This is a genomic window from Allorhizobium ampelinum S4 (assembly GCF_000016285.1).
GTDB classification, from domain to species: Bacteria; Pseudomonadota; Alphaproteobacteria; order Rhizobiales; family Rhizobiaceae; genus Allorhizobium; species Allorhizobium ampelinum.
In genome coordinates, this window is the sequence record NC_011989.1 from 2,372,018 (window position 1) to 2,398,488 (window position 26,471).

The 26,471-nt window shown below is 58.4% G+C and carries 23 protein-coding genes; 12 read left to right on the plus strand and 11 right to left on the minus strand.

All coding sequences use genetic code 11. The annotated features are described in order from the left end of the window. Window positions 1-209: 209 nt before the first annotated feature. On the minus strand, window positions 210-473 hold the full coding sequence (locus AVI_RS11250) for a DUF2164 domain-containing protein (protein ID WP_015916474.1): 264 nt from the start codon (window positions 471-473) through the stop codon (window positions 210-212). A gap of 308 nt (window positions 474-781) precedes the next feature. Between AVI_RS11250 and AVI_RS11255 the strand changes: the two genes are divergently transcribed. From AVI_RS11255 to AVI_RS11265, 3 genes are all read left to right on the plus strand, one after another. After that, window positions 782-1,492: an AzlC family ABC transporter permease gene (locus tag AVI_RS11255; RefSeq protein ID WP_015916475.1), complete on the plus strand. Its 711-nt coding sequence runs from the start codon at window positions 782-784 to the stop codon at window positions 1,490-1,492. Then, a complete protein-coding gene (locus tag AVI_RS11260) occupies window positions 1,489-1,797 on the plus strand; it encodes an AzlD family protein (RefSeq protein WP_015916476.1) in 309 nt (102 codons plus the stop codon). Before AVI_RS11255 ends, AVI_RS11260 begins: the two co-directional genes overlap by 4 nt. Before the next feature lie 233 nt (window positions 1,798-2,030). Further along, window positions 2,031-2,231 carry a hypothetical protein gene (locus AVI_RS11265; RefSeq protein ID WP_041696788.1) on the plus strand — a complete coding sequence of 67 codons (201 nt, stop codon included), beginning with the start codon at window positions 2,031-2,033 and terminating at the stop codon, window positions 2,229-2,231. A 177-nt stretch (window positions 2,232-2,408) separates the two neighbouring features. On the opposite strand, the gene AVI_RS11270 is transcribed toward AVI_RS11265, so the two are convergent. Then, window positions 2,409-4,256, minus strand: coding sequence for an aminopeptidase P family protein (locus tag AVI_RS11270; RefSeq protein WP_015916477.1), 1,848 nt, complete (start codon window positions 4,254-4,256; stop codon window positions 2,409-2,411). 270 nt (window positions 4,257-4,526) lie between these two features. Between AVI_RS11270 and AVI_RS31085 the strand changes: the two genes are divergently transcribed. Further along, window positions 4,527-4,691, plus strand: coding sequence for a hypothetical protein (locus AVI_RS31085; protein WP_156540976.1), 165 nt, complete (start codon window positions 4,527-4,529; stop codon window positions 4,689-4,691). A 318-nt stretch (window positions 4,692-5,009) separates the two neighbouring features. Here the strand turns inward: AVI_RS31085 and AVI_RS11275 are convergent, their stop codons facing one another. Continuing rightward, on the minus strand, window positions 5,010-5,882 hold the full coding sequence (locus tag AVI_RS11275; protein ID WP_015916478.1) for a 50S ribosomal protein L11 methyltransferase: 873 nt from the start codon (window positions 5,880-5,882) through the stop codon (window positions 5,010-5,012). Window positions 5,883-6,001: 119 nt separating this feature from the next. Beyond that, window positions 6,002-6,601, minus strand: a complete 600-nt coding sequence (locus AVI_RS11280) for an SCO family protein (protein WP_015916479.1) — start codon at window positions 6,599-6,601, stop codon at window positions 6,002-6,004. 503 nt (window positions 6,602-7,104) lie between these two features. Between AVI_RS11280 and AVI_RS11285 the strand changes: the two genes are divergently transcribed. From AVI_RS11285 to AVI_RS11295, 3 genes are all read left to right on the plus strand, one after another. Continuing rightward, on the plus strand, window positions 7,105-9,111 hold the full coding sequence (locus tag AVI_RS11285) for a methyl-accepting chemotaxis protein (RefSeq protein ID WP_015916480.1): 2,007 nt from the start codon (window positions 7,105-7,107) through the stop codon (window positions 9,109-9,111). A 3-nt stretch (window positions 9,112-9,114) separates the two neighbouring features. Beyond that, entirely contained in the window at window positions 9,115-9,579 is a 465-nt protein-coding gene (locus AVI_RS11290; RefSeq protein ID WP_015916481.1) for a chemotaxis protein CheW, read from the plus strand. Window positions 9,580-9,890: 311 nt separating this feature from the next. Further along, window positions 9,891-10,235 carry a hypothetical protein gene (locus tag AVI_RS11295; RefSeq protein ID WP_015916482.1) on the plus strand — a complete coding sequence of 115 codons (345 nt, stop codon included), beginning with the start codon at window positions 9,891-9,893 and terminating at the stop codon, window positions 10,233-10,235. Between the two features lie 534 nt (window positions 10,236-10,769). On the opposite strand, the gene AVI_RS11300 is transcribed toward AVI_RS11295, so the two are convergent. Both AVI_RS11300 and AVI_RS11305 read right to left on the minus strand, forming a co-directional pair. After that, window positions 10,770-11,258: a CreA family protein gene (locus AVI_RS11300; RefSeq protein ID WP_015916483.1), complete on the minus strand. Its 489-nt coding sequence runs from the start codon at window positions 11,256-11,258 to the stop codon at window positions 10,770-10,772. An 83-nt stretch (window positions 11,259-11,341) separates the two neighbouring features. Beyond that, entirely contained in the window at window positions 11,342-11,965 is a 624-nt protein-coding gene (locus AVI_RS11305) for a 3'-5' exonuclease (RefSeq protein WP_015916484.1), read from the minus strand. 52 nt (window positions 11,966-12,017) lie between these two features. Between AVI_RS11305 and AVI_RS11310 the strand changes: the two genes are divergently transcribed. Continuing rightward, window positions 12,018-12,659, plus strand: a complete 642-nt coding sequence (locus tag AVI_RS11310) for an alpha/beta hydrolase (protein ID WP_015916485.1) — start codon at window positions 12,018-12,020, stop codon at window positions 12,657-12,659. 55 nt (window positions 12,660-12,714) lie between these two features. On the opposite strand, the gene AVI_RS11315 is transcribed toward AVI_RS11310, so the two are convergent. Beyond that, window positions 12,715-14,544 carry a methyl-accepting chemotaxis protein gene (locus AVI_RS11315; RefSeq protein WP_015916486.1) on the minus strand — a complete coding sequence of 610 codons (1,830 nt, stop codon included), beginning with the start codon at window positions 14,542-14,544 and terminating at the stop codon, window positions 12,715-12,717. 521 nt (window positions 14,545-15,065) lie between these two features. Here AVI_RS11315 and AVI_RS11320 point away from each other — a divergent pair. The 4 genes from AVI_RS11320 (at window position 15,066) to AVI_RS11335 (ending at window position 21,045) form a co-directional block, all read left to right on the plus strand. Continuing rightward, the gene (locus tag AVI_RS11320) at window positions 15,066-15,548 is read left to right on the plus strand and encodes a GNAT family N-acetyltransferase (RefSeq protein WP_015916487.1); all 483 of its coding nucleotides are present in this window, start codon (window positions 15,066-15,068) and stop codon (window positions 15,546-15,548) included. A 176-nt stretch (window positions 15,549-15,724) separates the two neighbouring features. Continuing rightward, complete coding sequence (locus AVI_RS11325; RefSeq protein ID WP_015916488.1) at window positions 15,725-17,746, plus strand: DEAD/DEAH box helicase; 2,022 nt, start codon at window positions 15,725-15,727, stop codon at window positions 17,744-17,746. A gap of 362 nt (window positions 17,747-18,108) precedes the next feature. Then, window positions 18,109-19,959, plus strand: a complete 1,851-nt coding sequence (locus tag AVI_RS11330) for a flavin monoamine oxidase family protein (protein ID WP_041698087.1) — start codon at window positions 18,109-18,111, stop codon at window positions 19,957-19,959. 144 nt (window positions 19,960-20,103) lie between these two features. Beyond that, window positions 20,104-21,045, plus strand: a complete 942-nt coding sequence (locus AVI_RS11335; RefSeq protein WP_015916490.1) for a bifunctional helix-turn-helix transcriptional regulator/GNAT family N-acetyltransferase — start codon at window positions 20,104-20,106, stop codon at window positions 21,043-21,045. 172 nt (window positions 21,046-21,217) lie between these two features. Here the strand turns inward: AVI_RS11335 and AVI_RS11340 are convergent, their stop codons facing one another. The 4 genes from AVI_RS11340 to AVI_RS11355 all read right to left on the minus strand — a co-directional run bounded on the left by AVI_RS11340 (window position 21,218) and on the right by AVI_RS11355 (window position 26,346). Continuing rightward, on the minus strand, window positions 21,218-21,556 hold the full coding sequence (locus AVI_RS11340; protein WP_015916491.1) for a hypothetical protein: 339 nt from the start codon (window positions 21,554-21,556) through the stop codon (window positions 21,218-21,220). A gap of 248 nt (window positions 21,557-21,804) precedes the next feature. Continuing rightward, window positions 21,805-23,964 (minus strand): NAD-dependent DNA ligase LigA, encoded by a 2,160-nt coding sequence (gene ligA, locus AVI_RS11345; protein ID WP_015916492.1) that lies wholly within the window; start codon window positions 23,962-23,964, stop codon window positions 21,805-21,807. 61 nt (window positions 23,965-24,025) lie between these two features. Continuing rightward, window positions 24,026-24,853 (minus strand): endonuclease/exonuclease/phosphatase family protein, encoded by an 828-nt coding sequence (locus AVI_RS11350; protein ID WP_041696790.1) that lies wholly within the window; start codon window positions 24,851-24,853, stop codon window positions 24,026-24,028. A gap of 44 nt (window positions 24,854-24,897) precedes the next feature. Beyond that, a complete protein-coding gene (locus AVI_RS11355; RefSeq protein WP_015916494.1) occupies window positions 24,898-26,346 on the minus strand; it encodes a phospholipase D-like domain-containing protein in 1,449 nt (482 codons plus the stop codon). Window positions 26,347-26,471: the final 125 nt, after the last annotated feature.

Here is a 26,471-nt window from a genome sequence, read left to right on the forward strand (position 1 = left end):
CCCCCCGGCAAAAAAGCAGATCAGGCGCTTCGATAATTCCCATGCGCCAAATACTCGCAAAGGTTGCCAGATCAATAGGGTGCGCTTTAAATTCTAGAAAGCATCAAGTCAACGAAAAATGCCCCTTTTAATTGCATTGTGCCCATTTTTCAATCAAACAAATTTATCAGAAAAAATACGCCCACCATGGCGCAAACCTCAAGACGCCCTCAAGACGCCACCGTCCGCTCCAATTGATAGATCCCGTCATTGAAGCGATCGATCTGCTCGGCCAGCAGGGTCTGGGCGTCGGCAAGGCCTCTGTTGTAGAAATGCACACCGACCGTTCCGGCCAGAAAATCGATGAGGCTTTCGATCTCGAACCGTCCAAGCTCGACCTCATGTTCACTCGCCAAGTGTTTTTGCAGCCGTGAAACCAGCAGAGCCAGTTCGTCTTTTGAAAAATCCGCTTTCACATCATCGGGCTTCGGCATTCACAACGTTCCTTTTCGACAAGAATGGTCAGCTGGAATAGGGCATGACAACGAGCACGCATCAATGGAAATCAACGCAGGATCACTCCTATTGATTTGCTCGTTTCGCAATGATGTTCTAATCCACCCCTCATTCTTGGGAGGGAAAAGAAGATCCCGCCTGAAAACAGCCCACCCCAAGACATATGCCCATTTAGAGAATTTCCGCGTTTCATAGAAACGCATAAATACTCTAACTGTTTGTTTCAACACATTTCCGGACGCAAAACCGCACCGCACTTTTGCTGGAAATGCTCTAGGAAAAGACGATGTCAGACTTTACCGATGGTGCGCGCCAAAGCGCTCCCATCACTCTTTCCACATTGCCCTTCGCCGCCTTGTTTGGTGCAGTCGCTGCCGCCCATGGCCAATCGGTGGCTGAGGCGACGCTGATGAGTGCGACGGTTTTTGCAGGCGCCAGTCAATTGGTCGGCATCGATCTGTTCGGCAATAACGTTCCGGCCTGGCTAATCGTGCTCTCGGTGTTTGCCGTCAATTTCCGCCATATCCTCTATTCGGCGGCCATTGGCCCTTATTTCCAACGGCTGAGCGGACTGCAGAAGGCCGTCGCCTTCTTCTTCATGACCGATCCGCAATTTGCCGAAACCGTCAAACATGCCGAAGGTGGCAAGTCCGTTTCCTTCGGCTGGTATATGGGCTTTGCGCTGGCCATCTATGTTCCCTGGGTCGGATTTTCGGCGATTGGCGCAGTGTTCAGCAGCCTGATCGGTGATCCAAAAGCGGTTGGCCTCGACGTACTGCTGCCCGTCTATTTCATGGGCAGCGTGCTTGGCTTTCGCAAGCGCCCGAACTTCCTGATCGTGGTTGCCGTCAGCGCCGTGGCCGCAGTGTTCGCCATGCATGCCGTCGGTTCGCCCTGGCATGTCAGCCTTGGCGCACTGGCCGGCATTGTCACCGCAGCCTTGCTGCCGCCGAAGCCGCAGGCGGCCTTTGAGGATCGGCCGGAGGCGACGCAATGACGGATCTCGACCCCTCTATGGTGGCGATCATTCTGGCTGCCGCCCTTGCCACTTACCTTACCCGCGCTGGCGGCTATCTGGTGATCAGCCGTTTCAAGACTTTGCCACCTAGGGTCGATGCGGCGTTGAACGCCGTTCCTGCCGCCGTGCTGACCACGCTGGTCGCCCCGGCCTTTTACGCCGGTGGGATGGAGGTGAAATTCGCCATGCTGCTTGGTCTCGTCGTGGGCCTGCGCTTTTCGCTGATCCCCATGCTGCTCACCGGTTGGGGTGCCGCCGTGCTGATCCGCCAGTTCATGGCCTGATCCCTATCCGCTTCACAACCCGGCCATCACCTCACCAAAGCCACTGAAACTGGGGTGAGGCTTGTTTTACAGTTCGTATCTCTTATTCAGCTATATTTAATATAAATAACCTATGGTAGAACCCTGTCGTCGCAACCGTTTGCCTTGCCGATTCGTCTCGTAACCACGTGAGGGCAATCTGATTGATGGCGTCATGCGGCAAAAAGGCGGAATGCATTGAGAGGGGTTTTAAAATGGGTCATCAACGTCATCGACTGGAACTGATTGCCGGCGGCAAGGAACCGGCAGCGAACGCCCATTCCATCCATCAAATTGCCGAGGACCTGCAAAAGCTGATCAAGGCGTCAGACGCCGCCCGCTGCGAGATGTTGAGCTATCTGTTGGAAGTGGCACTGGATGAGGCCATCCGCGAAAGCGAAGAAAGAGGGCGCTAATCACCCTTCTTCCACCTATATCGTTTTTCAAAACGAACATGCCCAAAGCGAAGATGCCTCTGCATCCTCGCTTTTTTACATACAGAGCCGTGCGCCATATATGGCGCATAAAAGTTCGCTGTCGCTCTTTATATTTGCTGCATAATTTTCTCTTTAAACCGATCTCGGTTTAAAGAATTATGCAGCAGCGGACCGCGCCAGTGGCTCGGTTGCCCGGATCAGCCAGCTTCGGGCATCGTCACCCTCCACCAGCGGCAAAAGCTGCTCTCGTGTGCGGGCGTGGTAATCGTCCAGCCAGCGCAGCTCCTCACGTGTCAGCATGTCCTCAACGATCAGGTAGCGGTCGATGGGCGCGAAGGTCAGCGTCTCGAAACTCATCATATCAAGGTCGCCGCCGTTCACCGGCTCCAGATCGCGCACATAGATCAGGTTTTCGATCCGGATGCCAAAATGACCGGGCCGGTAGTAACCAGGCTCATTGGAGAGAATCATGCCTGGCAGCAATTCCTGGGTGGAAAGCCGGGAAATCCGCTGCGGTCCCTCATGCACGGACAGAAACGAGCCGACACCGTGGCCGGTGCCATGGGCGAAATCCGCCCCGGCCTTCCACAGGTTGATGCGTGCCAGCGGATCGAGATCGCAGCCGCGCGTGCCCTTGGGAAAACGCGCCGTGCTGATGGCGATCATGCCCTTCAACACCAGCGTGAAGAACCGTTTCTGATCGTCCGGCACCGCGCCGACCGCAAGCGTGCGGGTTATATCCGTGGTGCCGTTGACATATTGCGCGCCTGAATCGACCAGGAACATTTCGCCTGCCCGGATCGGCCGGTCGCTTTCCGTCGTTACGCGGTAATGCATGATCGCGGCATGTTCGCCTGCCCCGGCAATCGTATCGAAGGACACATCCTTCAGCGGGTTCTGCATCCGCTCGCCCACTTTGGCCCGGATGGTTTCCAACGCCCGCGTCGCACTGATTTCCGTCGCGCTGCCCGCCGGTTGCCGGTCGAGCCAGCTGAGGAATTCGACCACGGCCACGCCGTCCTGTACATGGGCGACAGCCGAGCCATTCAGCTCAACCAGGTTTTTCACCGCCCGGCCAAGCTTGGCCGGATCGGCACCATCCACAACCTTGCCACCCCGGCTCGCCACCAGACGCGCCAGTGCAGCGGGCGAGAGATCAGGGTCCATGAGAATACGGGCGCCGGTCTGGGCCAGCATTGCCAATTGCGACACGAAATTCTGCGGATCAAGCCGGGTGGCAAGACCATCGAGATAGGTCTCGACCTCAAGGTTCGTCTTGCGCCGGTCCAGAAACAGTTCGGCCTTGCCATCGGCATGAATGATCGCCCGCGACAGCGGATGCGGCGTGTGAGGTACATCCTGGCCACGAATATTAAAGATCCAGGCCACCGACGATGGATCGGTGATCACCACCGCCGCTACGTCTTTTGCTGCGAGGCCATCGGCGATTTTGGCAATCTTCTCACCTGCCTCGACCCCGGCGGCCGAGATCGGCTGGATAGATACTGCGCCCAACGGCTCGGCAGGACGGTCGGTCCAGACAGCATCGAGCGGATTTTCATCGACCAGCACAATCGTGCCGCCGATCTCGTTCAGCGCCTTCTCCAGCCGCGACACCTGCGCCACCGTATGCATCCATGGATCGATGCCCAAACGGAAGCTCTTCGGTGCATGTGCCGGGATCCACTTGGCTGGAGGCTCATCGATCAGGTCGCCCGGCGTAAACACGTCGAGATCCACCTGCTGGCGCACTTGCGTGACATAGCGGCCATCGACAAAGACCACGGCCTGGCTCTGCGTTACCAGAACTTCGCCCGCCGAGCCGGTAAAGCCGGTCAGCCAGGACAGGCGTTCGGCTGAGGCTGGAACATATTCGCCCTGATATTCATCGGCCCGCGGGATCAGAAAACCATCGATACCCAGCCCCGAAAACCGGTCACGCAGCGCCGCGACACGGTCGCGACCGAATTGAGGAGTGGAGGTAACGTCAAAACTTTGGAACATGAGACCTGTCCTACACTGTCAAAAACTGCTGCCAACCTATAACAGCGGCGCCGAAATGACACCCTTTCCATCACCTTTGCCCCGCTTTTCGCGCTATCAAGCCTGCCCGGGGCAGATTGTGACGGTTTTTTGACCAGAAAGAGTCTGACAGCATCATAATCGATGCGCTGAGCGCATGGCTCCCATGCCAGCAAAACGCTGTCGCAAATCAGCTAAACCGATTAGAAGCACCGCAACGCAACATGCTAAACAAAACCGAAGAGACCTCCGATGACCAGCCCGATCCGCACCTCTGCTCCGACCCGCGCCATGCCGCTCGGCCGTCAGATTGGCCGCAACGGTCTGACCGGCGCTTCTTCCCTGTCGCGTGACATTCTGGCTGGCGAAACCCGCACTGGCACCGTCCGCAACGGCTCGGTTCGCGCTGCAATCTAATACCATCCTGAAATGGCCTATGCGACGCTACCGCTGTGGAGGCGGGTCGAGCGGCCATTTACCTGTCGAAGACAGTCCCGGCTACGGGACCCGCTTGAGCCTCTCCTCCCAGGGTTCGCGGGTTGATCAGGGAAACCTGATCGAGAAAAAGGCGGCATGGCGGTGCCGCCTTTTTTGTTTTTTGTGAAAAGCGACATTTCTGAAAACGCCAGTCTGATGGCACAAGTCTGCCGGGAGTTAGCCCGCACAAGCCATGCGCGTTATTCACTGCTGCACCGCACACAATCATCGCAGGCCGAAAACCACTTAAAGGTCGGACTATTGCAGGTGAATAGTGACCCAGCCATTGCGCCAGATGGTGCGCACATGCTTCACCCCCGCGCCATTATAGGCGGCGATCACTTTCCAGCGCTGCGATGCCAGAATGCCGGAGAGGATGACGGAACCGCCCGGAGCCAGATGAGTGACGAGCTGCGGCGCCATCTTCATCAGTGGGCGAGCAAGAATATTGGCGATGATCAGGTCGAAAGGCCCGAATTCACCAAAAGCCGTTGAATGGAAGCCCGGAGCGGTGCGCCACTCGATACCGTTGGGGACGCCGTTGCGCGTGCCGTTTTCCTTGGCCACCCGCACCGCGATCGGATCGATATCAGTGGCCAGTACCGGCACGTTGACCAGCTTGCGCACAGCGATGGCCAGAACACCGCTGCCGGTGCCCAGATCCAGCGCGTTGCGGGGCCTGCGGGCACGCACCACGCTATCGATCATTTCCAGGCAGCCAGCCGTCGTGCCATGGTGGCCGGTGCCGAAAGCCTGACCGGCATCAATCTCGATGGCCAGATCATGGGGACGGACCTTATCGCGGTCATGGGACCCATGTACCAAGAATCGCCCGGCCCTGACAGGCGTCAGGCCTTCCAGCGATTTGGCGATCCAGTCGATATCGGGGATCACTTCACGCTCGACCGGCAGGTCCGGAAATTCCGTGACCAGCGCCGCATTCACCCGCGCCAGTATATCGTCTTCCTCATCGAACATGAGGTAGATCGATGTTTCCCAGATATCGCGTTTTTCATCGACTTCCGTGGTGGCAATTGCGTAATCTTCTTCACCGAACTCCAGGCTCAGGAGGTCGAGAATGTGATTGGCCTGCACTTCGGTGGTGCTGGTGAAAAAACGAAGTTCGCTCACGGTCGATATTCCCTATGGGGCGGGCTGATTGAACGCCCACGTTCCTGCCGCTTCCGGTACAATGCCTGACGCGCCGTTGCAACATCCAAAGCGGGATAGGCATGGCCCCCGCGCCCCGCTCAGCCCTTCATCAGCTTTTGCAGCTTCTGGACGGCGGTTTCCGGGTTTTCGCCATAGGCAATCGTGCCTTTGAACCGGCCCTGCGCATCCAGCAGAAACACCGAGGCTGTATGGTCCATGGTGTAATCGCCGTTTGGATTGGCCTCGTCGACCGGCACTTTCTTGGCATAGACACGGAAGCCCTTGACCATCTCCATGACCTTGTCGGGCGCGCCGGTAATGCCGGTGATCCGGTCGGAAACATTCGAAACATAGGTATTCAGGATCTCGGTCGTATCGCGTTCAGGATCGACGGAAACGAAATAGGCATTCAGATGGCCGCCCTGCGGATCGACCTGTTTCAGCCAGCCATCCAGCTCGAACAGGGTGGTCGGGCAGACTTCGGGGCAATGGGTGAAGCCGAAGAACACCGCGCTCGGCTTGCCGCGCAGCACCTGCTCGCTGACAGCCTGTCCCCGCTGGTCGACCAGTTGAAAGGGCACACCATAGGCCGCCTCGCCCACCGTGCGGCTCGATTGGCCGATTTCAAGCGTCAGATACCCAAGCAAAGCTGCCGAGGCCGCCACCAATATCCAAAGCCCGATCCGCAGTCTCTTCATCGCTTCACTCAATGTTTATTTCCAAAGACCAGCATTTCCAAAGCCCTGCTGCATGATTGAACGCGCCCGGTCCACGCTCTTCCATACAAGCCGAGGGATAGGCAAGGCAAATCAAACAAACCGCAAAGCTGGAAAATCCAATGCCATACCCCCGAGACATATCGTCGCCTGCAACCGTGCTGCGGGCTTATGCATATGACCAAACCACAGGGGTTGCGTGGTGCTGGATAGAATTAAATCATCAATCGGGAATAGTATTAGTACAAGCTTAATAGTCTTGAGAGACAGTCAACCTGCATGTCGGCCTTACGCCGTCAGGACATGATGTCCTTGGAGGATTGCTGCAAAGATCGCTGACCGGCAAAAGGCTGGACGTGAAAGATGCGGCGGTTTCAGCAATGACAGCAGCCCTTCCTTGGGGAGAGCGCAGTCCTTCTAAACTCCGCACAGCATGTTCCATAGGACCGACCCGGTCACGTCAACTGAGCCATGCGGGGATATTCATGAGCAACGCAATTTCCGGCCGAGGCCTTTCCGTCGGCCAGCGTCTGATGACCTTGGGCGGCGCTGCCATCTGCGCCATCGCGGCCATGCTGGCCGTCGGCTATTACAAGAGCAGCCAACTGGATCACTCGTTGAACCGGGCGATAGAACTCAAGAACAAGCTCGAGATCGTCAACGAATTGCGGCTTGCCAATGGTGAGATCACCCTTGCCGCAATGGATACGATCATTGACCGCGAGGAAGGCAAAGTCCAGCCGGACCGCCAGAGCATTTTCGACAAGGCTGGCGTGGCGCTTGCCAATGGGTCTGCCACCGTCAAGCAGGTCGCCGCAGATGTCGGACAGTCCGCAAATATAGCAAGCTATGACAGCGATGTGCAGAAGCTCCGCCAGGAAGTCACGGTAGAATTGAAGAAACTGGTGGAAACCCAGGCTCCGGAAGAGGATTATGCCCGGATTGACGATGTCATCGATGGCGCCGGCGGCAAGCTGAGCGACACGCTGGCCAATCTTTCCTCCGCCGCAGGCAAACTGGTGGAAAGCCGCGTGGCTGCCGCGACTGAGGCGTCCAGAAGCGCCATCACCATGCAGATCACCATCGGTTTGATTGCATTTTTCCTGGTTCTCGGATTGCAGATCATCCATGCCCGTTCGGTCGTCAACGGCATCCGCAATGTCCGCACCAGCCTCAAGAATATTATCGACGGCAATTACGACAGCGAGATCCTCGGTCTGGCGCGCGGCGATGAAATCGGTGACATTGCCCGATCAGCTGATATTTTCCGTCAAGCCGTCATCGACAAACGCACGCTGGAAGCCGAGGCTGAAGACAGCCGAAAGAGCCGCGAAACCGAGATGCGCGAGAGCGAGGCCGCAGCGGCTGCCGAGCGCGACCGGATGAAAGCCGCCGTCGATGCCTTGGGCAAGGGCCTGAACCGACTGGCCGAGGGCGATTTGCAGGCAGTGGTCGATGAAGCTTTCCCGCAGGAAGTCGAACGCCTGCGCACGGATTTCAACCTTGTCACCACCCATCTGCGCAATGTCATGGGCGAGATCTCCATCAATTCCAGTTCCATCCAGGCCAATGCCAATCAGATGCGCTCCGCCGCCGACGATCTGGCGCGCCGCACCGAACAGCAGGCCGCATCGCTGGAAGAAACATCGGCGGCACTGGCTGAGATTACCGAAACGGTCCGCACCAGCACGCAGCGCGCCGAAGATGCCAGCCACATGGTCGATAATGCCAAGACCTATGCCGAACAGTCCGGTGCCGTCGTCTCCGATGCCATGGCGGCCATGGAGCGGATTGAAAGCGCCACCGGCGAAATCGGCAAGATCATCAACGTCGTTGACGAGATCGCCTTCCAGACCAATCTTCTGGCGTTGAATGCCGGCGTCGAAGCCGCCCGCGCCGGGGATGCCGGCAAAGGCTTTGCCGTGGTTGCCCAGGAAGTGCGCGCCTTGGCCGGACGCGCTGCGGAAGCCGCCCGCACCATCAAGGATCTGGTCACCAAATCAAGCGACGAAGTGCGCACCGGGGTCGAGCTTGTGACCGCCACCGGCGAGGCTTTGCATAAAATAGGCGAAGATGTGCTCCGAATTAACGATCACGTTAAGTCGATTGTAACCTCGGCGCGCGAACAATCAGTTGGCCTGAGTGAAATCAATTCCGCCGTCGGACAGATGGACCAGGTCACGCAGCAAAATGCCGCCATGGTCGAAGAAACCAATGCGGCAAGTCATACGCTTGCCAGCGATGCAGACAATCTTGGACAGCTCGTTGGGCAATTCAAGATCGGCGGCGCGGGCGAGACGCGGCCAGGATCACACCAGGCGCGACCGACATCAAGCAGACCTGAGCCGGCAAGACCGACCTCAGCACCGACGCAGTCTCCCGCAAAGCAGCTCATGAGCAAGGTTGCGGGGGCTTTCACCAAAGGCAGCGGCTCCACGCCAGCCCGTGCAACGGCAGCCGCCCCATCAACCGACCACTGGGAAGAGTTCTAAACCATGTCCAATGCCATCAAGCAGTCCGGCGCCTATCTTGAAATCGTTTCCTTCCATCTTGGCGATCAGGAATTCTGTATCGACATCATGGCGATCCGTGAAATTCGCGGTTGGGCACCGGTCACCCCGATGCCGCATACCCCCCCATACGTACTGGGCCTTATCAACCTGCGCGGCGCCGTCATCCCGGTCATCGACATGGCCTGCCGGCTGGGCATGAGCATGACCGAACCGTCCGAGCGCTCGGCCATCATCGTCACCGACATCGCCGGCAAGCTGGTTGGCCTGTTGGTCGAACAGGTCTCCGACATGATGACCATTCGCGGTGAAGACTTGCAGCCCGCTCCGGAAATCATCCCGGAAATGCAGCGTGCCTTCTGCCGCGGCATCGTGGCGCTGGAAAAATCCATGGTCTGCTTCCTCAACCTCGACACGGTTATCGCCGACGAGTTGGCCAACGCCGCCTGATCGGCAAGGTGTCTGGTCGGTCGAGCGTAAGCTCGGTTGAAAAGTCGAAAAAACAAGAAACCGCCGGTTCGGACGTGATGGCACCGAACCGGTGGTTTCGTGCGTTTAAAATTATGATGGTGACAGGGCTGAAATTGCCGCTATCGGCTCTCTATATGTCTTAAGAGATCTGCACACTGGTCGCAGTCATGAAACGCGGGGTTCCGCCGCAAAACGGCCTTGGAGTTTTGCGCGACATGGGTTGTTTGGGCATGCCGTTGCCGCAAAACCGCTGCACACTTTTGCGCGACATGCCTGTAAGGAGAATAATGATGAAGAAAAAACAGATTTCGGCACTTCTAATCGCAGCAAGCCTGGCGATAGGCTTTACAGTGCCGGCAATGGCGGGAGAGCTTACCCTCCCCGATATCCTGTTCGGCAAGCGCTATAATGACGGCGTGTCGGTGGAGCGTATCTATCAGCATCCGCCCGGCCACGGCAATGACCTGCCGCTTCTTGTCCGTTATCCCTCACGCCAAATGATCGAGACATCACAGGCCGAAGTCAATGGCAGCCCCGTGTTGCGCGAGGCCATGAAGGTTCGGGGCATTTTGGTGAAAAACGTCATTTGGGTGCAAACCGCCGCCAATGGCGGCAAGATCGTTTACGTCAAGTAGGTCAAACAAGGTTGTCACTTCACGAGATGCCGCACCGACTGGCAAACCTGTCTGCGCAGATGGAACAGACAACTCGGAGCTCAACTTAAGAAAAGCGGGCTTGATTTTCGAGAGAGAGAACCGAGAACAAAACAATCGAGAGTGTGTCCGGTTCAATCTGAACTGGACACACTCTCGAATATAGAAGTCCACCCCGGTGGCATGGAGGCGACTTTCAACATCCCCAGACTGGTAATCCCAGGAGAAGGATCAACGGCCTTGGCAGACAAGCGGTAGATCACGAGCTTCGTAACAACCGTCACGTTATCGGAAACGCTCTCAAGCCGGTAACGGCTTAAGGAACAGACGATCCGCAGACAAAAGCGTTACAACAAACCCATGACGCTGCAACTCCCCAGCGCCCCGCTGGGGATTAATCTGCACCATAAGGGCGCACCAATAAAGCCGCGACACGCCCGAATTCGCGGCTCATCCGCTACGAATCCTGACCTTTTTTGGTATTTGCTTTGGCGTTCATCAAAGCAAGCCCTACAATCAGGGCTTGCCATTCTTCCAAGTTACGCTCTGATTGAACAGCGGCACGGTCGAAATCGCCATTTTTGCGGACCCGTCCACCACCTGCCGGGAGTGGACGAGATAGACCAGCGTGTCATTGTCCTTGTCATAGATCCGGTTGACGACCAGCGTCTTCCAGATCAGCGACCGGCCCTGGCGAAACACTTCCTCGCCGCCTTTCGACAGATTGATATCGCCGATCTCGATCGGCCCGGTCTGGCGGCAGGCGATGGAATTGTTGGATGGGTCCTCGAACCAATTGCCCTTATGCAGCCGATCGATCAGTGAACGGTCGAAATAGGTGACATGGCAGGTGATGCCTTTCACCTGCGGATCTGCCACCGCCTCAACCACGATATCGTTGCCCACCCAGTCGACACCGACCTTGCCGACCACATCAGCCATGGCAGGCGTACCAAAAAGTCCGGCAAAAGCGGCAGCCAGCAGCAGCTTAGGTGATTTGAACATAACAGCCTCCGAGAAATACTCAGGCAGAGATATGCTTTCGCCATCACGTTACAAGATGCGCCGCCACCCCATGCCAAAAACCGTCAAGCCGAAACCCGCGCTGGCTTGCGCACCGAGCAGGATTGATACCCACCCGGAAACAGCCGTCCGATGGAAATCCCCATCATGCCAGCAAGCTCGCCCAGGTCCTGCGCGCCCCGGCGCTCCATCATCGCGATCACCGCTTGCGCGCAAACCGACGCATCTTCGGCTGCATTGTGATGCCGGAAGGACAATTGCAGATGTGCCGCCAGCACATTCAGCCGATGGGAGGGCAATTGCGGCCAGACCTTCTGCGCCAGCTTGACACTGCACACGTAAGACAGGCTTGGATAGGGCTGGCGATAGAGATCGCAACTCGCCCGCCACACCGACAGATCGAAGGCGGCATTATGCGCCACCACCATCGCGCCCGAGAAATCATCGGCGAATTCGTCCATCACCTCGGGAAACTCGCCCGCATCCTCGACATGATCAGGCCGAATCCCGTGAATGGCGATGTTGAAGGATGAAAACCGCATGGTTTTTGGCCGGATCAACCGCTCCTCCACCCGCACCACCTGCCCGTTCTCGACAAAGGCCAGCCCGACCGAACAGGCGCTGCCTCGCTCTTCATTGGCGGTCTCGAAATCGATTGCGATGATTTTGGGCTGCAATGGCGTTGACATCGATCCCCTTTATGGTGCGGGAGCGATTCGAGCAATGTGAGGAGGGACGGGCATGTCGAAAATCTCCGGATTCCACTGCGAAATAGCCCAACCGGATGAAACCGGCAGCCCAATCGTCATGCTGCATGGCAGCGGCCAAGATGAAACATGCTGGGGAGACATTCCGGCACGCATCGGCCCCGGCTCGCCCATCATCTGTGTGCGCGGCAATATCATCTGGGAAGGCAAATACGCATTTTTCCGGCGCAATCCGGACAGGACGCTGGATCTGGCCGACCTGGCGCGCTCGGCCAGCGAAATCAGCTTGCTGCTCGAAAGCCTGACGCAACGATTCGCCGAGCGAAAGCCGATCCTGATCGGATATTCAAACGGTGCAATTCTCTCCGCAGCCGTTCTTCGCGATTTTCCGGATTTGATCGAGGGCGCCATCCTGCTGCGGGGCTTATCACCGGCTCCGGCTTTCCCCTTTCCTCGGTCCGTGACCTGTCCGGTGCTGGTCATATCAGGCGAAACCGACAGCCGTCGCACCCCTCAGGACGGCGCGGTCCTCGCGTCGCAACTCGTGGCAGCCGGGGCGCCGACCTCCTATCATCTTTTGCCCTGCGGCCATGGCTGGGACCCGCAGGAACGGGATCTGGCCTTGATTCAGGACTGGCTGCGACATGTGACAAGACGCGCCGTGCCCGGCTCCTGATCCGGGCTGACACGCAAGAGACAAGGACAGGACAACCGAGCGAGCTGAGCGCCCATCAAGCCGCCCGATCACGCCGCCCCGTCGTGACCCCGCCTTGCCTGTCAGCCAGAAGAAAGCGGTCGACGAGCTTTTTCAACCCTTCGGCACTGTCGCTCATCGTGTGAGCTGTGCCGCTACAGGCATTGGCCAGATCTGCATTTTCATGGGTCATCTGGTCCATTTGCCGGACCATGTCGGTCATGTCCTTGAGGCTGGCGGATTGTGATGCGGAGCTGTCGGCTATCGCCTCAATGCCGACGGCGATCCCCGTGATCCGGTTCTGGATTTCGCTTAAGGATTGCCCGGTTCGCCGGACCAGTTCGACACCCTGCGTAACCTCCGCGCTGGAAGTCGATATCAAGGCGTCAATTTCCTTGGCGGCATTGGCAGAGCGCTGCGCCAGATCGCGGACCTCTTGCGCCACGACGGCAAAGCCCTTGCCCGCTTCTCCGGCCCGGGCTGCCTCCACGCCGGCATTCAAGGCCAGCAAATTGGTCTGGAAGGCAATTTCATCGATAACGCCGGTGATTGAGGCAATCTTGCCTGAGGCATCCTCGATTCGAGACATAGCCGCCACCGCCTGCTGCACCACGGTGGCCGAACGCTCCACGGCACCACGCACCTCAATCGTCTGGCCCTTCGTTTCGGCACTCCGCGACGAATTGACATCAACATTGCCGCTGATCTGGCTGATCGCCGAAGCGGCTTGCTTCAGGGCCACAGACTGGCTTTCCGTTCTCTCGGCAATCGAGGTCACCTGGTTGTAGAGATCAGCGGAGTTGGCTTTTACATGTTCCACCTTGCCCAGGATATCCGCAACGGTCGACTGGAACAGTCCGAGAGACTTGTTGAGATTGACCCGGAGCGGTTCGAAATCATCGGCAAAAGGATGATCGAGCGTCATACGCAAATCGAATTGCGCCAGCCGCTCCAACGCCGCGCCGAGATCGTCAACGACGTGCTTGAGCGCCTTAGCCTGCACAGCCTGCTCTGCCAATCGCTCCGTCCCTTGCTGCAAGTCGGCTTCGGCGCGCATACGTTCGGCTTCGCGCATCCGCCGCCGCTCGATGGCGGCTTCGCGCAGCACGGCACCGGCTCTCGCCATTTTTCCGACTTCGTCATGCCGGTTCAGGAACGGCACGGTCAGATCGAAATTCCCCTCCGCAAGCACTGTCATGAACCGCTGGAAGTCCTGCATCGGCCCGATGGCGGAGCGGCGGAAAGCATAGAGGCCGACGCAGAGAACGAGGATGGAAACCGCCGTCGCCGTGCCGGCAAGCACCTGCCAGGTCATGGATTTCGACGCTGCATCGTGTTCCACGGTCTGCAAATCTTCATTGGAGGCCTGCACCAGCTTTTCTACCGCGGCCTTTTGCGCCAGAAACAGCGTACGCAGCTTCACCAGACTTTGCCCGGCATCGGCAGCGCGATCCGCTTTCAAGGCCGGAAGCAGAACTGTTTCCACTTCCCGCCAAAAGATGGCGCTTGCGGGTTCCACCTCATTGCGCAGCAGAGTGTCCAGTGCCTTCGGCAGCGTCACGCCGTGCCAGAACGCAATACGCGTGTCAAAGCTTACCCGCAGCCGCGCCAGCTCCTCGGCATTGGCCTGAAGCCTTTGCGGCGCGGCGCCTGCATCCACTGCCGCCACATAGGCCTCGATGACGAAAAGCGGCGGCGGCAGGATATCGGCGATCATGTCCTTGGCATACACAATCCGCTCATAGACCGGCCCATTCACCTTCAGTGTCACCAAGGCATAAAACATAATGCCACTGGACAGTAAAAGCCCGAGAAATAGGCTGGCTCCGAAAAGCGCAAGGCTGCGGGAAAGGCTCAATCGTGCCATGCTGTCTTACTCCATCAATAGCCAAGCGAGGACATTTGCCGTCTGTGCAATCGAGATGATTGAGCGAATACGAACGCTAATATACCCGTTAGTTTTCGAGGATAGTTGTTTAAATATTGCTAATAAATGTGCAGTTTAAATTGTAGATCGAAGAGAAAAACGCCTTTTCGTATCGATACCTCCGGATGTCTTGACATGCGTCATGTCGTGCGGGACAATTCATCACATGATCGCAAATCGCTCGACCCATCTGATGACCGTCCTCACCACCGTTCCGCAGGGAACGTGGGGCCGTCGTCACATCGTCATGATGTAAAAGCGATCATCCCACAAACCCTGCCGAGTAGAGCAGGGTTTTGAAAGCACCGCTGCTCCCTCGCATCACTTGGAGACCAGCCGTGCCGGACAATTCCTCTCTCGCACCACCCGCCTCGCCCGTTGCAGCAAACGCCCCTCTTACTGCAAATGCCCCTCTGGCCACACACGTCCCTGTGGCAGCAAACGCAAGATGGCCGGATGGGCTGCTTATTCGCGCTCAATCCCCTGATGATGCCGCCGACATTGCCGCCCTGCAAAGCCTGCCTGGCGTCCGCGCCGGTACGCTGCGCCTGCCCTATCCGGCGGAACAGGATGTCCGCAAATATATCGAAAACCGCCAGGCGAACGGTGTATCGCTGGTCGCCGTGATGGATGATATCGTGGTTGGCAATGCCGGTTTCATGCAGGGCATCGGTCGCCGCAGCCACACGGCCAGTCTCGGCATCGGCGTTCACGATGCCTATCAGGGGCGCGGCATTGGCCGGGCGCTGGTGAGCGAGCTGGTGGCGATTGCCGAGGACTGGCTTAACATTCGTCGCCTAGAGCTGACGGTCTTTACCGACAATGCCGCCGCCATTGCCCTTTACGAACGCCTCGGCTTCATCCGTGAAGGCACGCACCGCGCCTTTGCCTTCCGGGCTGGCGCCTTTGTCGATGCCTATGCCATGGCGCGAGTGCGGGTTTAAACGAGCAGGTGACGGGGGGCCGCGCCCACCCCTCTTCACCATTTCACCCCTTTTTCCACCGTCCCCCTGTACTTTCCGTGGTTTGGAGGGTAGGAACAGCCCAAACATGCCCGCAATCGGCGGGCGTCGTGCTTTTTGGCGCGACCTGAAGACAGACATTTCGAGAGATGACCCCCATGACCGATTATGACGGCATCGTCCCGGCGATTGCCGAGGCCTTGCGCAAACGTGGCTACGCCACCCTCACCCCCGTTCAGCAAGCGATGATCGATACCGATCTCGAAGGTAGGGATGCGCTGGTTTCGGCCCAGACAGGCTCCGGCAAGACAGTGGCTTTCGGCCTGGCGCTGGCTCCGACCCTGCTGGGTAGCGAAAACCGTTTCGGTCGGGCCGTCAAGCCTTTGGCGCTGTGCATTGCGCCAACCCGCGAGCTGGCCTTGCAGGTGCAGCGCGAGCTGGAATGGCTCTATGAAAACACTGGAGCGATTTTTGCCACCTGCGTCGGCGGCATGGACATCCGCAACGAGCGTCGGGCGCTGGAGCGGGGCGCCCATATCATCGTCGGCACACCTGGTCGTTTGCGCGACCACATTACCCGCCGGGCGCTCGACCTCTCCGGCCTGCGCGCCGTGGTGATGGACGAGGCTGACGAAATGCTGGATCTCGGCTTCCGCGAGGATCTGGAATTCATCCTGAAAGAATCGCCGGACGAGCGCCGCACCCTGATGTTCTCGGCCACCGTGCCGCGCTCCATCGCCGATCTGGCCCGCAGCTATCAGCGCGATGCTAAGCGGATCGAGACGGTTTCCGAACAGAAGCAGCATATCGATATCGAATATCGCGCCATGCTGACCGTGCCTGCCGACAAGGAAAACGCGATCATCAACGCGCTGCGCTTTTATGAAGCCCGCAACGCCATCGTGTTCTGTTCCACCCGCGCCAATGTCAACCATCTGACCGCCCGCCTGCACAATCGCGGCTTTTCCGTCGTGGCCCTGTCAGGCGAACTTTCGCAGAGCGAGCGCACCCATGCGCTGCAAGCCATGCGCGATGGCCGCGCCCGTGTATGCGTCGCGACAGACGTTGCAGCCCGCGGCATTGATCTCCCCGGCCTGGAACTGGTTATCCATGCCGACCTGCCGACCAATTCCGAAACCCTGTTGCACCGCTCTGGCCGCACAGGCCGCGCCGGCAACAAGGGCGTTTCGGCACTGATTGTACCGATGAGTCAGCGCCGCAAGGCCGAACGTATTCTGGGCGGTGCCAATGTCCAGGCCGCCTGGGTCAAGCCGCCTTCCGCCGATGAAGTGATTGCCCGCGACGATGAGCGCCTGCTGGCCGATCCGGTGTTCAGCGAGGCCATCAGCGAGGAAGAAGCCGCCACCATCGCCCGGTTGCTCGAGGCGCATGGCGCAGACAAGATCACGGCTGCCTATCTGCGCGCCTATCGCAGCACCCGGTCTGCCCCGGAAGACCTGATGGAGGTCAAGATCCAGGCGGAACGTCCCCGCCGCGAGAATGACACCTATGAGCCCAACACCCCGTCGCGTCCGCGCAGCGAGTTTGGCCCCAGCGTCTGGTTCTCGCTGTCCGTTGGCCGCCGCCAGAGCGCGGAGCCGCGTTGGCTGATTCCGATGCTGTGCCGCAACGGCAATATCACCAAGAACGAAATCGGCGCGATCAAGATGCAGCCGGAAGAGACCTTCGTGGAGATCGCCCAGGCCAATCTCGAGCAGTTCCTGACGGCTCTTGGCCCCAACAAGACGCTGGAACGCGGCATTATCGTCAAGCAATTGCCTGGCATGCCCGACTTCAACGCGCCGCCAAAGGAGCGCGCAGCCCGTCCGCCACGCGACGATAGCGACTTTGCCGAACGCAAGCCCCGCGCTGCCCAAGGCGACAAGAAGCCCTATGCCGCCAAGGCCGAAGCCACCGAGCGCCGCCCCTACAAGGACGACCTGGCCAAGGCCGATGACGATGTTTGGGGCAATCCGAAGCCTGCGTCTTCCTTCAAGAAAAAATCCAATGCCGCTGGCGACAGCCGCAGCTGGGACAAGCCCAAGGCCGATTGGGCGGGCAAGAGCGATAAGCCCGCTTATGCAGGCAAGGGCGAGAAGCCCGCTTATGCAGGAAAGCCAAAGGGCAAGTTCGAAGGCCCGGCTGGCGGTGCCAAGAAAAGCTTCAAGCCGAAAGGCTGATTATTACCCGCCATTTTGATAGATCAGCAGCCCGGAAATCACACCTGATTTCCGGGCTGCTGCGTTGAAGGCTTTTTTTTTCGAGAACCGCACCCAAGTGCGAGATCAGATATTACAACCAAAAATAGTTTATCCTTTGCGTCCATCAAGAGTTGACGGGGAATTTTAGAAACTTCATGATTGCGCCCGAAGGTTGCAAATTTGTGCTGCCTGCTTGACGCAGAGCGCAGGAGAACCCTCGAAATTTCACAGAAAATCTCATTCTCCTTTCTATGAAGGAAGGGGCTCTTTTTCCGATCGAGCCGACCTTGATCATGACGTTCCCGGCCGCTCGCCACCCTCTCTTCAATGACAGGATTGCGATGTCTTACTCGATTTCCCGCCGCACGCTGCTGCGCGGCATGACAGCCCTGGCCGGTTCTTTTGCGGCTCCGTCTCTCGTCACCGGATTTGGCAGCGCCCAGGCGGCCTACCGAACCAGCAAACCCAACCTGCCAACAGGGTTTGGCAAAGGCAAAAGCGTGGCCATCCTGGGCGCGGGTGTTGCCGGGCTGACAGCCGCCCTGACGCTGGCACGCAGCGGCTTTTCCGTTCAGATCTTTGAGGCCGACAACCGCTATGGCGGTCGCAGCCTCACGGTGCGCCCGACAAACGAGCACTACAAGAGCTGGTGGTTCAAGAATTATCCTGGCACGCAGGAATTTTCCGAGATGTATGTGGACCGCTATCAGGAGACAGCGGACAGCCCGGCACCTGACCTGCAAATTTGCCAGTTCATGGACGACGCCTGGGCCGCGAAGAAATATGCTGGCAAGCCAGTCGAGCTTTACCTGAATGCCGGGCCGGGCCGCATTCCTTCAAACCATGTCAATCTCATCGCCCTTTGCCAGGAAATCGGCGTGTCGCTGGAGCCTTACTTCTTCCAGTCGATGTCCAACCTGATGCAGAGCAAAGAGTTCAACAACGGCGCGCCGGTATCCTTCGCCCAGGCCACATTCAGCCTCTATAGTGAAATGGCGGCGATGATGTACAAGGTGACGAAAGAAGGCGTGCTTTTGCAGGGCGATACCAATGCCGTGACCCGCGAGAAGCTCAAGGATCTCTACCGTGTTTTCGGGGACCTGACAGGCACCGGCGAGATCCAGACAACGACCCGGCTCGGCTTCAGCCATCTGCCCGGCGGCTGGCGCGATGCGCCAAAGACGCGGGATGCCATCGGGCTCGAAAAGATCCTCGATTCGGGCTTCGTTGGCGATCCCACGGCCAATCCGGAATTGACGCCCGGCTCCTTCCTGTTCAACAGTTTCAACACGGATTGGCAGCCAACCTTGATGCAGCCGGTTGGCGGCATGGACCGGATCTGGCAACAATTGCTGCTTCAGGATGTTCCGACCACGGCCCTATGGAAAAAGGGCAGCAAACCTCGGCACCCCAAACTCGGCCATCTGGTGCAGCTCAAGACCAAAGCGTCGAAGATCGCCTCCGCTGGGGAAAAAGTGGTCGTGACCTATGAAACGGCTGGCCGGAAAGCCGAACAGGCCCAGTTCGATTTTTGCATTTCCACCATGGCGCCTTCCCTGCTCAACACCATCATTGGCGATTACCCGGTCCCGCCCGACTTCCGCAAGGGCCTCGAAGCCTTTTCCAAGACCGGAAACTGGAATGATAAGACCCCCAATCTCTGGACGCCCGCCATCAAGGTTGGTTGGCAGGGCAAGGATCGTTTCTGGGAAACGGACAGTGAAATCTATGGCGGTATTTCCTGGACAACGGATATTATCGGCCAGATCTGGTACCCTTCCGAGGATTTCACCGCCCATACCGGCGTGCTGACCGGTGCCTATAACCGTGGACCGCTGGCGGTAGACTACGCAAAGCTGAACAATACCCAGCGCGTCGAAACCGCCCGCCAGGGGCTTGGCCTGCTGCATCCGGGAAAGACCGACCAAGTCTATCGCGGCGTCTCCATTGCCTGGCAATATATGCCACACCAGGTCGGCGGCTGGGCTTCTGATACGGCGACGACAGACGAAAAAGCCTATCAGCAGATCACCACCTTCGAGAAGAACGGCCGCTTCTTCTGCGCGGGCGATACCTGGAGCTACCTGCCCGGCTGGCAGGAAGGCTCCGTCACGTCAGCCTATTGCGCGGTCAACGCCATCGCCCGGACCATGGACCCGGCCAAATACAGCGACTGCGCCTGCTTCCAATGAACCGATCGCCGCCGGGACCTGTGTTCCCGGCGGCCTTTCAAACAACGGTTCCTTGTTCCGGCAACCTTGCCTCCAAAACAAAAACGCTTGCGGCAAATAGCACATGCCAATAAAGTTGCATCATGCAACCAATATGGAACTGGTATGATGCAAGACCATTCACAAGTCGAAGCTATTCGCGCCTCATCACGCCAGCTGGTTCGTGAACTCGGCTTTATGGGAGGAGATTTTGCTGGAACGGATCTTCCGCCCTCGGCGGTGCATGCCTTGATAGAGATTGATGCGTGTCCTGATATCACCGCCCGCGACCTCGGCCATCGTCTTCGCCTTGAGAAGTCAAGCGTCAGCCGGATGCTCCGCAGGCTTATTTCATCGGGCGATCTGTTGGAAGAGGTGGATAAGGACGATTCCCGGATCAAGCGGTTGCGCTTGAGCGAGAATGGGCAGAAGCGAACCGAAACCATTCATGCGTTTGCGCGCCATCAGGTTTCAAATGCATTGAACCGATTGAGACCCCACGAAAATCTCATGGTTCTTGATGGGCTTCGCCTGTATGTTCAGGCTCTTGCCAATCGGGGCGACGCGACCGCACCCGAAATTGAAATTGCCCAAGGCTACAGACCGGGTCTCATTGCCCGCATCACGCAGATGCATGCGCTCTACTATGCACGATTGGCAGGCTTCGGACTCCATTTCGAATGCGTTGTCGCAACTGGCCTCGCCGACTTTTGCACTCGTCTGGGAAACTCGAAAAATTCCATCTGGCTTGCCATGCGAGCGGGTGAAATCGTCGGCTCCATCGCAATCGATGGCGAGGACCTGGGAGCCAAGACAGCCCATCTGCGATGGTTCATCATCGATGACGGCATGCGCGGTGGAGGCGTCGGGCGTCAATTGCTCTCCGCCGCCCTCGCCTTTGCGGATGAGAAAGGCTTTGAAGAAACGCATCTTTGGACGTTCAGCGGCCTGACGGCGGCGCGACATCTTTACGAAAGCCACGGTTTTGCTTGCGTCGAGGAACGCACTGGCAATCAGTGGGGAAGCGAAGTGCTGGAACAGAGATTTGTCAGGCCCCGGCCTTCCTAGAGTTTGCCTTAGGAAAAGTGGAACCCGGTTTTCCCGAAAAGACAAACGAAAACAAAAAACGAGAGTCTGTCAGGTTTCATTTGAACCTGACAGACTTTGTATACTGGCAGAGCAGGAATCGGCTTTGCATCCAGATCTGGATACCATCAGGGATGATAGACTTCCTTTCAGCTTACTTGGCTCCGAAAACAAACTTACCAAGTCTGCAAAGATCGGCCTTGGTCATCAAGTCATAATAGCCAGAATCCTGCTCCATCTCGCCCAGCACACCATATTTGCAGGTGCCATCGTTAGGGACAGAGACAACCCGGCTCTGGCCCTTGCCAAGGCTGTGGCCGTTCAAGACCTCCACCTTACCGCCCTTGCCGTCCAGAGAACGGAAGGTCAATCGGACAATCGCCGACTGGGTTTTGTTGACGAACAGAAAACGATGGCTGCCGGAAGCAGCAGAAACCGTCGAGGCCATAGCCATAGCAGCCACGCCAAACACCAAACCTGTCAATAAACGCATAATGTCCCCACAATAAACATGCCTTCGTAAAACCGTCGGGCGGCGTTACAAGCCGGCATGATAAGATCAAAACCTCAAGACGCCCCGTCCCGATACCCCTCGGCGGAAGCAACCCTGGCACAGATTTTCTGTGTGCATTGAGAGACATGCACCCGGACAAAGGACATTGCAACAGGCCCGGTGGAGCAATTTTGGGGCCTGTTGCAACAGGGTAAATACCCTATCCCAGCAAGCCGGGAGGGTCAGCGTCACCAGCCGATCAGCGCCAGCCACTCGTCCTCGGTCATGACAGTCACGCCCACCTCACGGGCCTTGTCCAGCTTGGAACCAGCGCCCGGTCCGGCGACCAGGTAATCGGTCTTTTTCGAGACCGATCCGGCCACCTTGGCACCGAGGCTTTCGGCCCTGGCCTTCGCCTCATCACGGGTAAAGCGCTCCAGTGAGCCGGTGAACACCACGGTTTTCCCGGCCACCGGGCTATCGCTTGCCGTAACGGCTTCTGCATCCAGTGGAGTCACTTCCTTCAACAAGCGGGAGACAACTTCAAGATTGCGAGGTTCCTTGAAGAATTCAACCATGGAGGCCGCGACCACTTCGCCGATGCCATCAATGCTGTTCAACTCGTTCCAGGCCTCACCAAATTTTGGGGCGGCCTCTTGCATGGCGTCAGCAAACGCCGCGTAGGAGCCATAGGAGCGGGCCAGCAGCTTGGCGGTGGTTTCGCCGACATGACGGATGCCAAGCGCGAAGATAAAGCGGTTGAGGGCAATCTCGCGGCGCGCATCGATGGCATCGAACAGTTTGCGGACGCTGACCCGGCCAAAACCGTCAATATTTTCAAGGCGGGTCAGTGACGAAGCTTCCTGCCGCTGTTTGAGGGTGAAAATATCCGGCGCAGTGCGGATCATCAACGCTGGGTCTTCACTCTCGAAGAAGAAATCCACCTGCTTGGTACCCAGCCCTTCAATGTCGAAGGCATTGCGGGAGACGAAGTGCTTGATGTGCTCCTTGGCCTGCGCCGAGCAGACGAAACCGCCCGTGCAGCGGGTCACAGAATCCAGCTTGCCGGTCTTCTCGTTTTTCTCGCGCACCGCATGGCTACCGCAAACCGGGCAGGTTTTCGGAAATTCGTATTTCACTGAGGTCTCAGGCCGCTTTTCCAGAACCACATCCAGCACCTGCGGAATGACGTCACCGGCTCGCTGGACGATCACGGTATCGCCGATGCGAATGTCATGGCCTTCCGGGCGAATACGCTCGCCGCCGTTGCCGATACCCTCGATATAATCGGCATTGTGCAGGGTCGCATTGGTCACAACCACGCCACCGACGGTAATCGGCTCCAGCCGCGCCACCGGCGTCAGCGCGCCGGTGCGGCCCACCTGGATGTCGATGGCCTCCACTGTGGTAAAGGCCTGTTCCGCTGGAAATTTATGGGCTGTCGCCCAGCGTGGCGAGCGGGACCGAAAGCCGAGCCGGGCCTGCAAATCCAGCCGATCAACCTTATAGACCACCCCATCGATGTCGTAATCCAGATCGGCTCTCTGAAGGCCGATCTCACGGTAATGGGCGATGATCTCCTCAACCGACGTCAGACGCCGGGTCAACGGATTGACCGGGAAGCCCCAGCGCTTAAAGGCCTCGACCATGCCGGATTGCGTCTCGGCAGGCATGGTGCTCATCTCGCCCCAAGCGTAAGCGAAGAATTTCAGCTTGCGGCTGGCGGTGACTTTTGCATCGAGCTGGCGCAGCGACCCGGCAGCCGTATTGCGCGGGTTGACATATGTTTGGCGGCCCTCGGCCTCCATCTGGGCGTTTAGCGCCAGAAAATCGCTTTTCGCCATATAGACCTCGCCACGCACCTCCACCACGTCGGGGGCATCAGCGGGAAGCTCGGTCGGGATTTCCTTGATGGTCAGGATATTGGCCGTGACGTTTTCGCCCGTCGTGCCATCACCGCGCGTCGCTGCCGTCTTGAGTTTGCGGTGCTCATAGCGGATCGACATCGACAGGCCATCGATCTTCGGTTCGGCGGTAAAGGCGATGGAATTGTCCGGCATCACGCCTAAAAAGCGATAGACCGAGGCCACGAAATCCGCCACGTCCTCATCGGAAAACGTGTTGTCCAGCGACAGCATCGGCCTTGCATGGGTGATCTGCGAGAAAATCCCGGCAGGTGCCGCACCCACCCGCTGCGACGGACTATCGCTGCGCACCAAAGTCGGAAACCGCGCCTCGATGGCATCGTTGCGCCGCTTCAACGCATCATAATCAGCATCGGAAATTTCCGGCTGGTCCTTGCCATGGTAAAGCGCATCATGATGGGCAATGGCGGCGGCCAACCGGATGAGTTCCTGCCCGGCCTGCTCTTCGCTGAGGTCTTCGACCGGGATCAATGCATCCGCCATGACTGTCTCCTGACTATAGTCTTTGTCCGGTCTTAAATGAAAATTTCCGGATTAAAAACTCTCATCCGACAGCTTCTACCGTCTTGTCCAGATCGATCCACGCTTTCAGCGGCAGATGGTCGGAGGCAAGCCGCGCCAGCGGACTGTCATGCACCTGCATGTCAGCAATCAGGCCGGGGCGGTTGGTCATAATCCGGTCCAGTGCGAGAACCGGCAGCCGGGCCGGAAAGCTGGGAACAGGCGGTGGCAGCGGGCCGAACAGCGGCTCAAAACGGGTGAGCGCCGAGCCCGGCCCGACACGCCACTCGTTGAAATCCCCCATCAGCACGGTCGGGCAATCGGCCCGCTCGCGCATCAGCTTCAGGATGAAATCCGCCTGCTGACGCCGCGCCCAGCGCAACAGGCCGAGATGGGCAGCAATGATCCTGAGTTCACGCCCGCCATCGAGATCGATTTCCGCCACCACCGCGCCGCGTGGCTCCAGCCCCGGCAACACGAAAGGATGGACATTGCGCACCACGCCTTCGCGAAACAGCAGCACATTGCCACGCCAGCCATGGCTTTTCGGCAGGCCCGCCACTGGCACACGGGTCAGGCCAGCCTCGCCCTGCAAGCGGGCGAGATCAAGCAGCCCGGTGCGGTCGCCGAACCGCTGATCGGCTTCCTGAAGGGCGATCACATCAGGGCCAATCTCGCGGATCACATGCAGCACCCGTTCCGGATCGAACCGGCCATCGACGCCCACACATTTATGGACATTATAGGAGGCGACCAGAAGCCCAGGCGAGCCGGCTGGTCGCTCCCCGTTGATGGGCGAGGCAGGACGGCTGCGGCGATTGCGCAGCGAGGTCAGCATTTGCGCGCGCAGAGTATGGGTTTGCTTTTTCATGCTCACTCAAAAAATAGGAGGCAGAACGCCAATGTCCACCCGCATTACAAAGCCAGAGAGCCCAGCCAAAGCACTCTTTGCATCAGTTTCAACAGGAACGGGCGGGCATGCAAGCTTTCCAGCGTCACTTCCTCGGCCCCTTCCCGGCTTTCATCCATGCGTCGCGCCACGAAGGCGGCGAAATCATCATCATAGACTTCCAGGTCGATTTCGAAATTCAGCCTGAGCGACCGGGCGTCGAGATTGGATGAACCGACAAAGGCCCATTTATCATCGATGACCAGCAGTTTCGAATGATCGAACGGCCCGGTTGAGCGAAAGATCCGGCCGCCATCCCGAATGATCTGCTCGAATTGCGCGGTCATCGCATGGCTGACGACAGCCAGATTGTTTTTCGAGGGTACAATGATTTCCACCGCCACCCCGCGCCGGGCCGCCGTCGCCAGCGCCGACAGGAAAATATTGTCCGGCAAAAAATAAGGCGACAGGATACGGATGGAGCGCTCGGCGACGGAAAACGCCCCTGTGAGCACCCGGTGATTGCTTTCAAGATGCGCATCCGGCCCGGACACCACGGCACGGGCGTAAGGCGTCTCGCCGGCCTCACCGGCAGCAAGATGCAATTGCCAGGCTTCGCCGTTCAGGGCCTCGTCGGTCTCGAAATGCCAGTCGTCGGCAGCCACCGAAAACAGTTCGGCCACCACAGGCCCGGTCACGTGAAAATGTGTGTCGCGGGCCGCATTCGGACCCACAAAGGCCTCGCGGATATTCATGCCGCCGAAAAAGCCGACCGCGCCATCCACCACCAGAATCTTGCGATGGGTGCGCAGATTGGCATAGGGCAGCCTCAAGCCGACAATGACCTTGCCATTGAAGGACGCGACCGTGATGCCGCCATCGGCGAGATAGCCGACAATGCTCGGCACGCTGTAGCGCGCGCCCACCGCATCGATCAGCACCCGCACCTCGACGCCCCGCTTGCGCGCCGCAATCAGGCAATCGGCAATGCGCAGGCCCACGCTGTCCCTGTCGAAAATATAGGTTTCCAGCAGGATGCTATGCTGCGCCGCATCGATCGCCACGCACATCGCATCATAGGCCTCATCGCCGCTGGCAAGCGGTGTCAGGCGATTGCCGGATGTCAGCGGATGGCGGGTGACACGCTCCCCCAGATGCCGCAGCGCCTCCAGGCGCCCGCCGAATTTTGCCTTCACCTCGCCTTCCGGCACGGCATAATGGGCGAGAATGCCGTCCATCTGGCTACGGCGCAATGCCCGGCGCGCCATATAGGAGGCGCGGCGCACACGATTGATCCCCGCCAGCGCATAGATCAGCGTACCGATAATCGGCGACAGGATGATAACCCCGACCCAGGACAGTGCCGAACGTACATCACGCTTGGTCATCGCCGCATGCACGGCAGCCACCGTACCCATCACAGTGGAAATCGCGGCAAGAAGATGCGGCCAATAATGGGAAATAAGGTCGAGCATCACTTACCAGTATGAAGAGAATAAAGCCGCGCGGACGCGCAGCATGCGGCAAAACGAAGATTGGCGCAAACGTCTGACGTGAGGATTTGTTCCTCCCCTACACCTCGGCCTAACGACAGGATCAC

What these genes read in the sequence shown, in the direction of transcription:
- AVI_RS11300 (WP_015916483.1), bottom strand. Translation starts at nt 11,258, where the DNA reads ATGTTCAAATCACCTAAGCTGCTGCTGGCTGCCGCTTTTGCCGGACTT.
- AVI_RS31085 (WP_156540976.1), top strand. Translation starts at nt 4,527, where the DNA reads ATGACCAGCCCGATCCGCACCTCTGCTCCGACCCGCGCCATGCCGCTC.
- AVI_RS11270 (WP_015916477.1), bottom strand. Translation starts at nt 4,256, where the DNA reads ATGTTCCAAAGTTTTGACGTTACCTCCACTCCTCAATTCGGTCGCGAC.
- AVI_RS11315 (WP_015916486.1), bottom strand. Translation starts at nt 14,544, where the DNA reads ATGGCACGATTGAGCCTTTCCCGCAGCCTTGCGCTTTTCGGAGCCAGC.
- AVI_RS11305 (WP_015916484.1), bottom strand. Translation starts at nt 11,965, where the DNA reads ATGTCAACGCCATTGCAGCCCAAAATCATCGCAATCGATTTCGAGACC.
- AVI_RS11325 (WP_015916488.1), top strand. Translation starts at nt 15,725, where the DNA reads ATGACCGATTATGACGGCATCGTCCCGGCGATTGCCGAGGCCTTGCGC.
- ligA (WP_015916492.1), bottom strand. Translation starts at nt 23,964, where the DNA reads ATGGCGGATGCATTGATCCCGGTCGAAGACCTCAGCGAAGAGCAGGCC.
- AVI_RS11290 (WP_015916481.1), top strand. Translation starts at nt 9,115, where the DNA reads ATGTCCAATGCCATCAAGCAGTCCGGCGCCTATCTTGAAATCGTTTCC.
- AVI_RS11340 (WP_015916491.1), bottom strand. Translation starts at nt 21,556, where the DNA reads ATGCGTTTATTGACAGGTTTGGTGTTTGGCGTGGCTGCTATGGCTATG.
- AVI_RS11355 (WP_015916494.1), bottom strand. Translation starts at nt 26,346, where the DNA reads ATGCTCGACCTTATTTCCCATTATTGGCCGCATCTTCTTGCCGCGATT.
- AVI_RS11295 (WP_015916482.1), top strand. Translation starts at nt 9,891, where the DNA reads ATGAAGAAAAAACAGATTTCGGCACTTCTAATCGCAGCAAGCCTGGCG.
- AVI_RS11265 (WP_041696788.1), top strand. Translation starts at nt 2,031, where the DNA reads ATGGGTCATCAACGTCATCGACTGGAACTGATTGCCGGCGGCAAGGAA.
- AVI_RS11330 (WP_041698087.1), top strand. Translation starts at nt 18,109, where the DNA reads ATGTCTTACTCGATTTCCCGCCGCACGCTGCTGCGCGGCATGACAGCC.
- AVI_RS11285 (WP_015916480.1), top strand. Translation starts at nt 7,105, where the DNA reads ATGAGCAACGCAATTTCCGGCCGAGGCCTTTCCGTCGGCCAGCGTCTG.
- AVI_RS11310 (WP_015916485.1), top strand. Translation starts at nt 12,018, where the DNA reads ATGTCGAAAATCTCCGGATTCCACTGCGAAATAGCCCAACCGGATGAA.
- AVI_RS11280 (WP_015916479.1), bottom strand. Translation starts at nt 6,601, where the DNA reads ATGAAGAGACTGCGGATCGGGCTTTGGATATTGGTGGCGGCCTCGGCA.
- AVI_RS11250 (WP_015916474.1), bottom strand. Translation starts at nt 473, where the DNA reads ATGCCGAAGCCCGATGATGTGAAAGCGGATTTTTCAAAAGACGAACTG.
- AVI_RS11335 (WP_015916490.1), top strand. Translation starts at nt 20,104, where the DNA reads ATGATGCAAGACCATTCACAAGTCGAAGCTATTCGCGCCTCATCACGC.
- AVI_RS11255 (WP_015916475.1), top strand. Translation starts at nt 782, where the DNA reads ATGTCAGACTTTACCGATGGTGCGCGCCAAAGCGCTCCCATCACTCTT.
- AVI_RS11260 (WP_015916476.1), top strand. Translation starts at nt 1,489, where the DNA reads ATGACGGATCTCGACCCCTCTATGGTGGCGATCATTCTGGCTGCCGCC.
- AVI_RS11350 (WP_041696790.1), bottom strand. Translation starts at nt 24,853, where the DNA reads ATGAAAAAGCAAACCCATACTCTGCGCGCGCAAATGCTGACCTCGCTG.